The sequence below is a fragment of the Paenibacillus sp. EZ-K15 genome (genome assembly GCF_002573715.1).
In the GTDB taxonomy this organism is placed as follows: domain Bacteria; phylum Bacillota; class Bacilli; order Paenibacillales; family Paenibacillaceae; genus Paenibacillus_AQ.
In genome coordinates this window covers 309,352-324,091 of the sequence record NZ_PDHM01000017.1, presented here as the reverse complement: position 1 = coordinate 324,091, position 14,740 = coordinate 309,352, and the positions used below count along the sequence as shown (strand labels likewise).

Annotated in this window: 7 protein-coding genes and 1 pseudogene; all 8 read left to right on the top strand. The window is 46.6% G+C overall.

Translation table 11 applies throughout. The annotated features are described in order from the left end of the window. Positions 1-19 precede the first annotated feature (19 nt). Positions 20-922 carry a carbohydrate ABC transporter permease gene (locus CRG97_RS18040; RefSeq protein ID WP_202618961.1) on the top strand — a complete coding sequence of 301 codons (903 nt, stop codon included), beginning with the start codon at positions 20-22 and terminating at the stop codon, positions 920-922. Between the two features lie 105 nt (positions 923-1,027). Continuing rightward, positions 1,028-2,554, top strand: coding sequence for an ABC transporter substrate-binding protein (locus CRG97_RS18035; RefSeq protein WP_098745914.1), 1,527 nt, complete (start codon positions 1,028-1,030; stop codon positions 2,552-2,554). 165 nt (positions 2,555-2,719) lie between these two features. Further along, entirely contained in the window at positions 2,720-4,465 is a 1,746-nt protein-coding gene (locus CRG97_RS18030) for a sensor histidine kinase (protein ID WP_098745912.1), read from the top strand. Between the two features lie 22 nt (positions 4,466-4,487). After that, positions 4,488-6,077, top strand: a complete 1,590-nt coding sequence (locus CRG97_RS18025) for a helix-turn-helix domain-containing protein (RefSeq protein ID WP_098745909.1) — start codon at positions 4,488-4,490, stop codon at positions 6,075-6,077. A gap of 332 nt (positions 6,078-6,409) precedes the next feature. Beyond that, positions 6,410-8,968 carry a galactose-binding domain-containing protein gene (locus tag CRG97_RS33755; protein ID WP_237566478.1) on the top strand — a complete coding sequence of 853 codons (2,559 nt, stop codon included), beginning with the start codon at positions 6,410-6,412 and terminating at the stop codon, positions 8,966-8,968. A 137-nt stretch (positions 8,969-9,105) separates the two neighbouring features. Next, positions 9,106-10,272: pseudogene (locus CRG97_RS33750) on the top strand (family 8 glycosyl hydrolase); the annotation flags it as partial. Between the two features lie 51 nt (positions 10,273-10,323). Further along, positions 10,324-11,781 carry a CBM96 family carbohydrate-binding protein gene (locus CRG97_RS34035; RefSeq protein ID WP_272914372.1) on the top strand — a complete coding sequence of 486 codons (1,458 nt, stop codon included), beginning with the start codon at positions 10,324-10,326 and terminating at the stop codon, positions 11,779-11,781. A 378-nt stretch (positions 11,782-12,159) separates the two neighbouring features. Next, entirely contained in the window at positions 12,160-14,655 is a 2,496-nt protein-coding gene (locus CRG97_RS18010) for a GH39 family glycosyl hydrolase (RefSeq protein WP_098745904.1), read from the top strand. The last annotated feature ends 85 nt before the right edge of the window (positions 14,656-14,740 follow it).

Below are 14,740 nucleotides of genomic sequence, written 5' to 3'. Positions count from 1 at the left end.
CAGAGGGGGAGAGATAGAAATGGTGAAGGAATGGAGCCCTAAAAAATGGATCGGCGCATCTTCGATTCACCTGTTTTTCTGGGCATTTACAGTCGCCTCGTTAATTCCGTTCATCCTGGTCTTTATGGTGTCGATATCCAGTGAAGATTCCATCTTACAGAACGGATACTCATTGTTTCCCAGTCACATCAGCTTTGCGGCCTATCAATTTTTATTCAATGATTTTTCGGAAATAGCGAAAGCTTACGGAGTTACGATCTTGACTACGCTGGTTGGAACCGTCGTAAGCCTTTTGATAACAGCGCTTTTTGCTTATCCGTTATCCAGACCCGAGCTGCCGTTTCGCCGCACCATTTCCTTTTATATTTTTTTCACCATGCTGTTTGGCGGTGGAATGGTACCTTGGTATATCACTTATGTAAATATGTTTGATCTGAAAAATACGATTTTTGCCATGATCATCCCCAACTTGCTGTTAAGTGCCTTCAATGTGCTGCTCATGCGGAGCTTTTTCGCCTCGACCATACCCGAATCCGTGGTTGAATCCGCGACGATTGACGGTGCAAGCGAACTGAAGATTTTCTTTAAAATCGTCGTTCCGCTTTCTTTGCCGATTATGGCCACGATTGGACTGTTTAACACGTTATCCTACTGGAATGACTGGTATAACTGTATGCTGTTTATTGATAAACCCGAGCTGTATAACATCCAGTATTTGATGACAAAGACGCTCACGAACATTCAGTATCTTCTAATGAAGTCCAACAGTTCGGCTCAGGTTGGGGACCTGCTCGCCAAGATGCCGAGGGAAACCGTCCGCATGGCCCTTGCGATTGTCGGCATTGCCCCGTTGATGTTCGCCTATCCGTTCTTCCAGAAGTATTACATTAGCGGGATTACAACCGGTGCCGTAAAGGGTTAGCAGCCCATGCGATCGTTCATTAGAGGAGGTGGGGCAGGTTAGGCGATTCGCACTCCAATTCATGCGTTAGATTAAAGTTCATTGTTGAGAGGAGAACTCAGGGATATGAAAAAAGCGCATCATCTGGTGCTTATGATCATGCTTTGCGGAATGATGGCATTAACAGGTTGCAGTAAGGGGGGAACCGAGAATGCTTCGGATACCGGCGGCAAACAAGCCCAAACGGATGAAACAGGACAAAATTCAGATTCCTCACTCAAACCTTATAAAATAACGCTCGTATATCCGGCAACCGCTCCTAAAGACTTGCAGCTTGTTCAGGAAGAAATGAGCAAATATCTGACGGAAAAGATAAACGCAACCATCGAGCTCAAGCCTATTGAGTGGGCTTCTTGGGATGATAAGACCAACTTAATGAAAATCTCGAATGAGCCGTTTGATCTGATGTTCACGGCCAGCTGGTTCTCGTATCCGAAGGATGTCGCTAAAGGGCAGTATCTGGAACTCGATGATTTGATGGCCCAATACGGAAAGGATATTCCGGGTATCCTTGGTGAGGAATTCATTAAGGGATCCAGAATTGGCGGCAAGCTGTACGCGCTTCCTACCAAGAAAGAATTCGGCCAGGGTTTCGGATTCCTGCTCGACAAGAAGTTGGTGGATAAATACAAGTTTGATACGAATGGCATCAAGACGCTGGAAGATATGGAGGCCATGTTCCAAACCATTAAGGACAATGAACCTGGCGTGACTCCAATCGTTTCAAGCAAATTCACCAATATTTGGGAAGCTGCCAATTACGATGGCATCGTTGCCAACCTCGCGATTCCGCGAGGAAGCAAAGAGTTGAAAGCGGTGGATACCCTGGAGGATCCGAAGTTCCTCGAATTCTACAAACGTATGTTTCAGTGGAATCAGAACGGTTGGTTTGATAAGGATATTCTGACATCAGACGCTGACCAAGGCATGAACATGATCAAGGCGGGTAAAGCTTTTGCGGTTGCCCAATCTTTAAAGCCAGGGAAAGACAAGGAAATGAGCATAACATCGGGTGTTGAGGTTGTGCAGGTAGAGACGGCAGAGCCTTTTACTACGACAGGAGACGCACAGGGCGCAATGCTGGGAATATCGCGAACGTCCAAAGATCCTGCAAGGGCCATGATGTTCCTTAATCTGCTGTACAGCGATCCGAAGCTGCTCAATATGCTGGATTGGGGTATCGAAGGGATTCATTATGTTAAGAAATCTGATATCATGATTGATTTTCCTGAAGGCGTGAACGCGGACACGCAAACCTATCCGAATCCGGGAGGCTGGATGTTCGGAAACCAGTTCAACTCCTATCTCTGGGCAAACGAGGATCCGAATAAGTGGGAAGAGTTCAAGAAGTTTAATGAAAGAGCGGAGCATTCCATCGCGCTCGGATTTGCCTTTAATCAAGAGCCTGTCAAATCGGAGATGGCATCCATTGCGAATGTCGAGAAAGAGTTTGGAGCTTCGTTAAGGTCCGGAGCCGTGGATCCTGAGAAAATCATTGCCAAGTGGAAAGAAAAACGGAAATCTGCCGGCTTTGACAAGGTTAAAGTTGAAGTTGAAAAGCAACTGGCGGCGTGGGCAGAAACTCAGAAATAACGAAGATATGAGAAATAGGGGATTCCGAACCGGGACTATCGTTGTATGTCCTATAAGGGATTCTCTTTTTTCCTGTATGTGACTATACTCAGAGTGTAGATGACTTACTATACTGCAGAAGCACATTCTGCTAACCTTTTCATGAAGCCGGGGTTGTGTATGCCTATGTTGAATATTAAAGACTCGCTTCGCTTTAAGCTAATCATCGGTTTCTTTACGATCGCGGTACCTCTTGTGGCCCTGCTTCTCTACAACAACTACTATGCATCCAATACGATCAGGGAGCAGGTGGCGGATTCGAATAAAAATTCGATGATACTCTATTCGCACCAGATTGAGGCAGCACTGAATAATGAGACGAATTTTTTGTACAACATTGCTGTTGAAGATCCGAATATTGCGGCGCTCTCACAGCTTTTGAATGATCCCGATGAGTATTTTCTTGCTAAGGCCAGAATTTTGAATACGCTTACGCGATATCACCGGTTTGACAACAGCGTCGATCTTCAATTTATTTACTCCGTGCAGAAGCAGGATTTATTCAGTACACCTATCAAGACCCAATCTTTCAATGAATTGTTGTCCATCAAAACAACCATTGAACAACTGGTCAAGGAGGTTCAACCGGACAGCGCTTATTTCCGTGAATGGAAGGCCATTGAGTACAGCCAGCATAAATACGCCTTGATCAGACTGGTGGATACGGGAGATGATTTTTACCTCGGGGCGTTTGTGGAACTGGAGAATTTGATGATACCGCTGGATTTGATTCATCTGGAATATGGCTTTGCCAGCTTTGTGAATGAGCAGGGTGCATTGATTACCAACACGACAGCTATCGGAACGAACCGCCTGAATACCTCTCTTGCCTCTGAATCCAACGAAGTCTATCAAATCGTGAAGAAGGATGATCAAAAATATATCGTAGTCATGAACCAAATTCAGGGCACTGATGTCATATTAAGCGCTTTTGTACCTGAGTCCCAGATGCTGAAGAATCTGTATCACTTTCGTAGAGGGATTATCATCATATCCATCGTGGCTTTCATCATTCTGATTATCTATCTGGTTTATCTCAATGAGATCATCCTGAAGCCCATGAACAATCTTGTCCGCGGAATGCGCAGGATCAAGCACGGCGACTGGAATACGCGGCTTCATGCTTCTAAAGCGAAGGAATTCACCATGATCAACGAAACCTTCAACAGCATGGCCTCCGAGATTCATGAACTGAAGATCAGCGTTTACGAGGAACAGATCAAGGCGCATAAGGCCGAACTTAAGCATTTACAGCTCCAAATCAATCCCCATTTTCTATTGAACTCCATTAATATCGTGTACAATTTGGCTGAAATCAAAAATTATGGCGTGATCCAGCTCATGTGCATGAACCTCGTCAAGTACTTCCGTTTTACAACGAAGACGAATCAAATCGCGGTGACGATCGCGGAAGAAATGGAGCATATGGAGAGTTATATCAAAATACAGCAGGTCCGGTTTCCAGAGCGAGTCACCTATGAAATACACATATCGGTTGGCGCAGACCAAGCGGCAATCCCGCCGCTATTAATTCAGCCTTTTATTGAGAATGCAATCAAATACGGATTTGATTTCATGGATCATCCTTTTCATATTGCCATTCATATCAGCCTTTCCAGGCATGATCAATTGGAGATTGTGATCTCTGATAACGGGAGTGGCTTCTCCCAGGAAGTCCTGGAGCAATTACAATCGGGCGGTTACATGGAGAATCAGACAGGGGAGCATTTAGGAATCACCAATGTACAGTACCGCCTTAAGCATATCTTTGGGCATATGACTCGCCTTGAGTTTGATAACGCTCCGGATTCCGGGGCTAGGATAAGAATGGTACTTCCTTTCCGGACGGTAGAGCAGTTTACTTCATATTGATGATCTGTATGGGGGTAGTCGCATGTTTAAGGCACTTATTGTAGATGATGAGATCTATGCGGTAATGGGAATTAAGAGCGGTGTGAATTGGCAGGAACTGCAGGTATCTGAAGTGTATGAGGCTTATAATATGCGCGATGCATTACAGGTTTTTGAACGCACTCCGATTGATATTATGATCTGTGATATTGAAATGCCCAAAGGGACAGGGATTGAACTGCTCGAGCGGGTGAATGATATTTCTCCCGATACAGAGACCATTTTTCTGACCGCCCACTCTGCCTTTGACTTCATGAAGAGAGCGATTCAGCTGGATGGCTTCGATTATTTGTTAAAACCGATCGAATTTGATGTGCTTCAGGCAACCATAGCCAAAGCGTTGTACTCGATTAAACAGGAGCGGGAACTCCGTCATATGCGAGAGCATTACAAACCATATTATGAGCTGTGGCGGAAGAAAAAAAGCCTGATCACGGATAAGTTCTGGAATGATGTGTTTTCGGGAAGAATCGTCTGCACTCCAGCTAATGTTACGGATGTTCTTGAAGAGCATGAGCTTAGCGGATTACAAGATGCTGTATTCATGCCTGTTCTGGTGAGCGTGGAATCCTGGCTGCGCGAGCTCAGCACAAAGGATGAAGAGATCATGGAATACGCCATCCGCAAAGGTGCATCTGAAATGCTGCTGCCTTCAGGGAATGGAGAGGTCATTCAGACCAAGCAGGGGGTGAATGTCGTCCTTATTGTTGGAGAAGAGGGGGCGGAGGGGGATGCCACTCATGAACTAAACTTGCGCTGTGAAAAATACATTCAGGACTGTTATACCTACTTCGGTTGTAATATTTCCTGTTATATCGGCCATCGGTCCAATATGTATGAAATTGCCGATACGTACAGGCAGCTGCTGGAGATGGAGTACAACAACCTGAATAAATCCAACCAGGTGTATAGGCTGGCTTCATTAGGCAACTATTCCATTAAGACGATGATTCCGCGAATATCGACCTGGACCCTCCTTATGGAGCTTGGGCAGCTGGAAGAAATGCAGCGAGAGATTCATGGGCGTATGGAAGAACTGAGCAAATATCCGCAACCTTCGGTTAGTGAGCTTGAAGGCTTCCGACAAGAATTTATGCAAATGGTGCACTATATTCTTCACAAGAATGGACTGTCTGCGATTGAGTTGTTTCAGGATCAGGCAGGAATTCATCTGTATGCACAGCCGCGTAATCTTGAACAATTGAAAGCTTCGGTGCTTCAAGTCGTTCAGGTCATTCATGATCAGCTCCATCCAAACTGCTCCGTGATTCAACGTATACAATCCTATATTAGGGAGCATTTGCACGAACCGATCACACGAGAACAGCTGGCCAGCTTCGTACATCTCAATCCTGCTTATCTGTCCCGTCTGTTCAAACGCGAGGTAGGCGAATCGATAACAGATTACATATTGCATGTCCGGATGTCGCAGGCTAAAGATTTAATCTTAACCTCAACCATCCCCATATCCGAAGTAGCCAAAACCTTTGGTTATCATAACTTCTCGCATTTTTCCAAAATGTTCAGAAAAGTATACCGAGTTTCTCCGCAGGAGTTTAGACAACAATCATAATCTCAACGGGGGGTTCTATTCAACGAAAAAAGCCTGTATTTCCTACTCGAGGAAATGCAGGCTTCTATGTGTATTTACCGAATCGGCTACACTAGTGTCCCTCCTACTTTAATTAAATTCATAGTCGATTACATGACAACCTTAAAAAAACAACAATACACCTTAATTTAGTCCCTTTCCGAATTAGAGAAATGGGATTAGAACTAAGATACCATACAATAATTTGTATACATCCCAGAATGTGGTTTTTGTAACTCCGTGAGAGGGGGATTGCTTATACCGAGTGTTCGCTAGCCGCTTTACAACTTCATATTTAGGGAGGTATCGATTGGATGGTCGAGGCGAGAAAATATTCTGCGCTGGTACTGGGCGCGATCCTTGCTCTGGTTCTATGTGGGTTTCCTCCGTCTTCAACAGCAGAAGCTGCCGGGGTGCACCCGTCGCTTCCGGATTGGTCCAAAGCGGGCTATAAGGGCGGGACACCTCTCCCGGATGGTGGGACGGTTATTGATTTGGTCAGTAAGGGTGTCATTGCCAATGACGGTGTGGATGATTCCGATGCACTGCAGGCGGTCATCGACTCGATCCGCAACGGTTCTTTAACCGTGAATGGTGCTAAGGTCAGTGAGACAAACCGGGCTGTTTTGCAGTTTCCTGCTGGTCAAATCAATCTGAGTAAATTCATCCGAGCGGATGCCAGCTGGGTTACGTTCAGAGGTGCAGGCGCTGACCCGGCCACAGGTACGAAGATCGTGTTCAAGCCTGCCAGCACGTATGCTTCGGACGACGGCCTTCCCGTCATCGATGGAAAGCTTTGGCCCGGGTATGGGGCATTTCGTGTGGAAGATCGGACCAAAAGCCCGAGTGAACCCGATTATGAAGGCAGCATCAATTTCCATTGGAAAAGCGGCGTTAAAGTAGCAAGCGCAGGCGGAGGAACGAAAGGCAGCAGTCAAGTGAAATTGGCGAGCGGAAGCGGAAGTAAATTCAAGGCGGGAGATACGATCTATGTCGGAGCGGCCAATACGCCGGCCTTATATCAGCTCATGGAGGCGCCCGAGTCGTATTGGATCAATCAGCACATGCGCAGCCAAGTGTTTAAGGTGACAAGTGTGAGCGGGGATACGCTGACCATCGACAAACCGCTTGAATTTGACATCCCGTATAGCAACGGAGGAGGAATCTTGGGAACAACCTACTACAGCAAGGTCATGCCGATCAAGCTGGTAGAAGGCGTCGGTTTTGAACATTTTTATTTCACCCAAGATATTTCTTACACCCCATACAGCCACAAAAACGCAAATGATTATGACCCGGTTGGTAACCCGGACGGTGTTGGTCTGAAGTATACCAACGAGGCTCCGGAATATGCGATCCATGCGATTGTTTTTAAATGGGCCCAAAACGGGTGGGTGAAAGGCGTTCGTACGTACATGACGGGCTCGCACCCGATCGTGACCGAATTTGCGAGACATATGGAGTTTAGGGATAATATCATTTTCGGCTCATGGAATAAAGGCAAGGGAGGGCACGGCTACTTCCGCGGATCCAAATTATACGACAGCAAAATTATCAACAACACGATTGACCGTGTTCGCCATTTAACGCTTCAATGGTCGGCAACGGGCAACGTTGTCTCGGGCAATACCATGACGGTGGATATGAACCTGCATGGCGGTTGGGAGCGACGCAACTTGATCGAGAACAATACGATAGCCGTTCCGTATCTTCATCGCAGCTGGGGCGAGGGTGAAGGTGGCGCAGAACCAGAGGGTGGAACATGGTACCCCATCTGGTATGGAGCGGGCCTTCATGCTTCCAAGTGGTCCGGCTCAACGGGTGAGCAGAATGTGTTATTTAATAACAACATGAGCAAGCAGGAAACGGAAGGCGGAAGTTATACGACCTATACGCCCTATCATGATCCTCACCGTATCTATCAAATCGGTTGGGACGGAAGCAAATGGACGCATCTGGAGAAGCCGGCCGGCAGGCTGATCAGTACCTGGACAGACAACGAAAAGGTGGATTACGGGCTTTCTCCGAATAAAGGCGTTTATGACTGCCTGACATTCTCCGGAAATTCATTATTGGGAAGCGGAACGGCAGTGTTGGATTGCAGGTCAGACAATACCGAAGATACGCAAGCGCCTACTGCTCCGGCAAACTTGGCTGTAACGGAGGTAACCGCGTCCAGTATCTCGCTTTCTTGGGGAGCTTCCACCGACAATGTGGGTGTTACGTCTTATGAGTTATATCAGGACACAACCCCAGCTGCAGTGGTTACAGGCACAAGCGCGACAGTGAACGGGTTAAGCGCGAACACGGCATACACGTTTACAGTGAAAGCCAAGGATGCTGCTGGCAACGTATCTGCTGCAAGTAATGCGGTAACGGTAACGACAACCAATGAAACAACGCCTCCCGCCGGGAATTTGGCCCTAAACCAAACCGCAAAATCAAGTTCAAATGAAACTTCGAGTTTAGGCCCAGCCCAGGCTTTCGACGGTAGTACGACCACGAGATGGTCAAGTGCCGAGGGAACTGATCCCCAATGGATTTACGTTGACCTTGGTTCTGTGAAAAGCATTAATAAAGTCAAACTCATATGGGAAGACGCCTATGGGAAAAGCTACAAAATTCAAGTGTCGACGGATACGGCAGCGCCTGTAAATTGGACGGAGGTATACTCCACTTCAACCGGTGACGGAGGGACGGACGAAATCGCATTCGCAGCACGGGATGCCAGATATGTAAGGATGTATGGCACGGTAAGAGGAACATCCTACGGGTACTCTTTGTACGAGTTTGAGGTGTACGGTTCCGCTGCTTCAAGCAGCGATACGGATCCCGGCGATATGATCAGCAATGACGCAGGGCTTATCTTTTAGAAGTAACTATGGTCACAGGCAAGATGCCCGAAACCAATCCAATAGGAGGAATAGGAATGTTTAAAAAATGGTCAATTCACGCACTTTGCCTCGTCCTTTTGATGTCGACTTTTCTCTCACCGGTGTTTGTACAAGAAGCCCGCGCAGCAGGCGAGCAAAAGCCGTTTCCCCAGCAAGCAAACTTTGCTGGGATTACGAAGCCGAATCATCTCTCGCAGTCGCAATTGAATGCAGACGTTATCGCTTACTATAATTCATGGAAATCCAGCTATTTGAAGAACAACTTGTCATCCTTGCCCGGCGGATATTATGTGAAAGGCGAAATTACAGGAGAACCTGGCGGGTATAAGGCGTTGGGCTCTTCCGAAGGTCAAGGATACGGCATGCTCATTACGGTGTTAATGGCCGGCTATGATCCGAATGCCAAAACCATTTACGACGGCCTGTTCAAAACGGCCAGAGCTTATAAAAGCAAGGGAAATCCTAACCTGATGGGCTGGGTCGTAGCGGACTCAAAAAACGCGCAGGGAGATTTCTACTCGGCGACCGACGGGGATCTGGACATCGCTTACTCGCTCATTCTTGCTCATGATCAATGGGGTTCCTCCGGTACAATCAATTATTTGGCGGAAGCCAAAAAAATGATTACGGATGGAATCAAGAAAAGCAATGTCACGACTAACAACCGGTTAAATCTCGGCGATTGGGATAGCAAAAGCGCACTGAACACGAGACCTTCGGATTGGATGCTCAGCCATTTAAGAGCCTTTTACGAGGTTACCGGCGATTCAACGTGGTTGAATGTCATCAATAACCTGTACAACGTCTATAGTTCATTCAGCGCCTCCTATTCGCCGAACACGGGGTTGATTTCGGATTTTGTCGTTGACAATCCTCCAAAGCCCGCTCCACGAAATTATTTGGAAGAGTTCCCGGAAACGGACGAATACAATTATAATGCCGCTCGGGTACCACTCAGGATTGTGATGGATTATGCGCATTATGGTGAAACGAGAGCCAAATCGATCACCGATAAACTGGTTGCCTGGATCAAAGGAAAAACAGGCGGCAACCCCAACAATATTCGGGACGGGTATCTATTGAACGGAACGGTGTCTCCATCGGCAAGCGGGGCGGAAGGCGTTTTTGTCGCTCCGTTTATTTCGGCAGGAACCCCGAATAGCGGAAACCAGGCCTGGATCAATAGCGGCTGGGACTGGATGAAAAGTCATAAATCCGGCTATTACAGCGACAGCTTCACCCTCTTAAACATGCTGTTCATTTCAGGTAACTGGTGGAAGCCAGGAGGGGGAGGCAACCCAGCAGATACGCAAGCACCAACGGCTCCGTCGAATTTGGCGGTTACTGGAAAGACTTCGTCCAGTGTCTCTCTTTCATGGAATGCTTCTACGGATAATGTAGGGGTTACGGGTTATGAGATTTATAACGGCTCAGCACCAGCGGCTTCAGTTACAGGAACGAATGCGACCATCAGCGGCTTGAGCGCCAACACGGCCTACACCTTTACGGTCAAAGCCAAAGATGCCGCCGGGAATATATCGGGCGCAAGCAATGCAGTGACAGCCACAACAAATAACGATACATCGTCCCCGAATCTTGCCTTGAACAAGACGGCCGTTGCAAGCTCAAGCGAAGCCTCGGGCTTTGAGCCTGCTAAAGCTTTTGACGGCAGCCTGGCAACGCGATGGGCAAGCGCAGAAGGTGTTGACCCGCAATGGATTTATGTCGATCTCGGCGCAGTGAAGAACATCAACCGAATCCAATTAAATTGGGAAGCAGCCTATGCGAAGAGTTACAAGATTCAAGTGTCTGTCGATAACGGTACACCTACCAATTGGACGGATGTATTCTCCACAACAACCGGGAATGGATCCATAGATGATATCGCCATTTCGGACCGAAACGCGAGATACGTGAGAATGTACGGCACGGCCAGAGGTACCTCTTACGGATACTCCTTATATGAGTTTGAAGTGTATGGAACCGATTCTACGGGCGGTTCGGATACGGAGACACCAACGGTTCCAACGAATTTGGCAGTAACCAACACGACCTCCTCCAGCGTTACGCTTTCATGGGGTGCTGCAACGGACAACGTAGGCGTTACCGGTTACGATGTTTATGAGGGCGCCACGTTGGCTGCCACCGTAACCGACACGACAGCGACGGTTAGCGGGTTAAACGCCAACACGACCTATACATTTACGGTCAAAGCGAAAGATGCAGCCGGCAACGTCTCGGCTGCAAGCAAAGAAATCAGTGCGACCACTAGCGGGGATACGGTGAACCCTGTCAAACTTACAGCGATCGAGGACAGCTTCGTTCGTGGCGGTACGTATGCCGGGGATCAATATGGCTCCCAGAATACGATGACTGTAAAGCTGCGCGCCTCCAATGCCTCTTACGATCGAGCAGGATACTTGAAATTTGATACTACCTCATTAAGCGGGTCCGTAAGCTCTGCTATTCTCAAAATCTATGTAACCAATATTCATAGCAATACGAGCTCCTATACAGTGGAAGCCAGGGGAATCAACAATGATGCATGGTCTGAAACGTCGATCAACGCAACTAACCAGCCGACAGAAGCCGGGACTGCATTGGGGACCGTGACGGTAAGTCAAAAAGGTGCCTATGTGAGCTTCGATGTCACTTCATTTGTGAACAGTCAATCGGATGGAGTCGTAAGCTTCCGCATCGTCGGTCTAGATGAAGATATGGGCGCAGATTATGCGACCAAGGAACATTCGGATACGGCCATTCGTCCTGTTCTTATCATTAACGGAGATTAATGAATACATTAAAACCACGATCAAGTGAAATCTTGGATTAAGACAGAAGGGCTGCCATTTGGGCAGCCCTTCACTTTGTTGGTCATGAACCATAGGATTACAGACATCCTTTCAAGAAACGGGACACCATGATGCCGATTAGGTTTTTATCTAATCGGCATCAGCTTTCTTTACAATGAAACTAAACTAGCATAATAACATTTAGTGCTCCGGATCGCCTGTTTTCTAATGTATGTAAAAGTCGTAAACTATACATGCTATCATGATAAGGATCTATAATTTATGATGATATTTGGAATCTATGAGTCACTTTATCATCCGTTCAATATATACAATAAAGATATATCGTTTTCAGTTAATAAGAAATGAGGGCCCAATATGCGTTACCTTTATGAATTTATCGAGCATCAAGATGACATGCCTTTTAAGCTGTTTGTCAACAGTGTGAAGCAGGTTCCATTTCACTGGCATAAAGAGGTGGAGATTGTCTATGTTCTCCAAGGTTCTGTTATCATGCATCTTGACCAGAAGCAGTATACCCTGCATCAGGACGATGTCATTGTGGTGAACAGCATGTCGATCCATAAGTTTGAACAGAATAACCCTGACAATATTTTATTAACGCTTCAGTTTGGCCCGGAGTGGCTGCATAATAATGTTTTTATTTCCTGTAATTCAACAACGGAGGCTGAGCCGATCGGCTTCCGATTTGACACAATCAAGCAGGAGCTTGCAAAGATGGTGTGGGAGATGAACAAGAAGTCTCCTGGCTATCGAAGCTACACGATGGGAAGGCTGCAAACTTTATGTGGGCATTTATTGCGATATTTTTCGGAAGGAATCAATCCGGAAGCTGAAGATGGCAGCAAGAGCTATGACTATAAAAGGTTGAATCGGGTTCTTACCTATATCGATCAAAATTATAAAGAGAAGATAACATTGCAGACGATGGCGGAACATGAGCACTTAAGTTTGCATTATTTTTCTCACTTTTTCACCGGTAAAATCGGTATTCCTTTCCAAAAGTATTTAACGCTGATCCGTTTGGAGAAGGCCCAGTCGGAGCTTTCCGGAAGTGAAAAGAGCATTACCGAAATTGCAATGGATTGCGGTTTTGCGAACGTAAAGCTATTCAATAAGTATTTTAAAGAAAAGTACGGGTGTACACCAAGCTCGTATCGTGAAGCCGCTGCTCCGCTTCAGGATAAGCCTAATCGAAAACCGCTTACATATGAAGAGTCCTCTAGTGGGGACTATTATGAATTAGATACGATCAATGCGATGGGGTCGTTATATCGATATCTTGAAGTGAAGTCGGATCAAGAACAGGAGAGAGCGAACCCTCTAACGGCGGTTGTTACGGATCAGGAGCAAATTCGGATTCTGCCGGGAATGTCGTCAACAGGGTACAAAAAACACTGGAATGTTACCACAACAGCAGGCAGGGCAGTTGAAGGGCTGCGCGATGACTGGCGTCGGCAGCTTTCCGAGCTTAAAGGACGAATTCCTTTTGAATATATACGTTTTCATGGCATCTTTAATGATGAGATGATGGTATACAACGAAGAGGATGACGGTACTCCGGTATATAATTGGGCTTATGTTGACAAGCTTTATGACTTTCTTATTGAGCTGGGAATCAGGCCGTTTGTGGAGCTAGGCTTTATGCCGACCTTGCTCAGCCGTTCCAACGAAACGGTATTCTGGTGGAAAGGGAATATTTCCCCTCCAGCTGATCAGGCAAAATGGGAGGCGCTTGTTCGTGAGTTCGTTCGGCATTGCTTAAATCGGTACGGGGCTGAGGAAGTAAAACAGTGGTACTTTGAAGTATGGAACGAACCGGATTTATCAGGCGTTTGCTGGGCAGGAAGCAAAGAGGAATACTTCTCCTTTTATGAATCTACCGTTCGAGTGATCAAGTCGGTTCTTCCTGAACTAAAAACAGGCGGACCTGCTTTAGGGTATGGTTCACTTTGGAACGACACATGGGCCGAGGAGTTTATGGAATATTGCAAGAGGCATCAAGTAGCGATCGATTTCTTTTCCTTTCATATCTATTCGGAGTATCCTCAGCTCAAAGCGGAGCAGAATATGTTAACGAAAATGATGCCTCCAACTTTTTATAAAGAGAGCATTAGTCGACTGCAGGAAAAAATGGAGCTTGCCGCTTTCCGTGATTTGGAGCTGCATATTACCGAATGGAACTTTTCCCTCTATGACCGGCATCTGTTGCACGATACCATGTTTATGGCTCCATTCGTGATGTATCATGCGATGAATACATTGGGAGACGTAAAAGCATTGGCTTTTTGGTGCTTCACTGATGTGTTTGAGGAAAGTCTTGTTCCATCCTCTCCGTTTTATGGAGGCTTTGGTTTAATGAATCGGGATGGACTTAAGAAGCCGAGTTATTACGCCTTTGAGCTTCTTCAGAAACTGGGTGAAGAGATAATCGTTAAGGGTGATGGTTATGTAGGTACTCAGAAGAAAGACGGGAGCATACAACTTCTGCTGTATCATTACGTCCATTTAGATCATATGTTTTCAAGCGGAGACTGGTCGGAGATGTCCAATCATAACCGTTACAGCGTGTTCGAAGAGAAAGGCAGCAAGGTGTTTCAAATCAACATTCCTCATCTACCGGGAACCTATAAATGCACAACCTATCAGATGGACCGGGATCATGGCTCCGTTTTTGATGAGTGGGTTCGCATGGGAGCACCCGAAATCTTGACGGAGGAGGAACTTGCATATCTTCACGGAAGAAGCGGCCCGGTCATCCGGACAGAGATATTACAGGATCAAGGTTGGCTGAAAGAAATCAATCTTCCACCGCATGGTGTGCTATTGCTCACATTAGAGAGACAGTTTTAAACACAATCTTCAAGAACACCACCTCCATGAGAGGGGGTGTTTTTTGCTGTCGATTCCAGGTAGATGCGATTAGCCGGATCTAAGG

Bases quoted from the DNA above. Each gene is read 5' to 3' on its own strand.
- CRG97_RS18040 (WP_202618961.1), top strand. From the start codon at position 20: ATGGTGAAGGAATGGAGCCCTAAAAAATGGATCGGCGCATCTTCGATT.
- CRG97_RS18030 (WP_098745912.1), top strand. From the start codon at position 2,720: ATGTTGAATATTAAAGACTCGCTTCGCTTTAAGCTAATCATCGGTTTC.
- CRG97_RS18010 (WP_098745904.1), top strand. From the start codon at position 12,160: ATGCGTTACCTTTATGAATTTATCGAGCATCAAGATGACATGCCTTTT.
- CRG97_RS18035 (WP_098745914.1), top strand. From the start codon at position 1,028: ATGAAAAAAGCGCATCATCTGGTGCTTATGATCATGCTTTGCGGAATG.
- CRG97_RS33755 (WP_237566478.1), top strand. From the start codon at position 6,410: ATGGTCGAGGCGAGAAAATATTCTGCGCTGGTACTGGGCGCGATCCTT.
- CRG97_RS18025 (WP_098745909.1), top strand. From the start codon at position 4,488: ATGTTTAAGGCACTTATTGTAGATGATGAGATCTATGCGGTAATGGGA.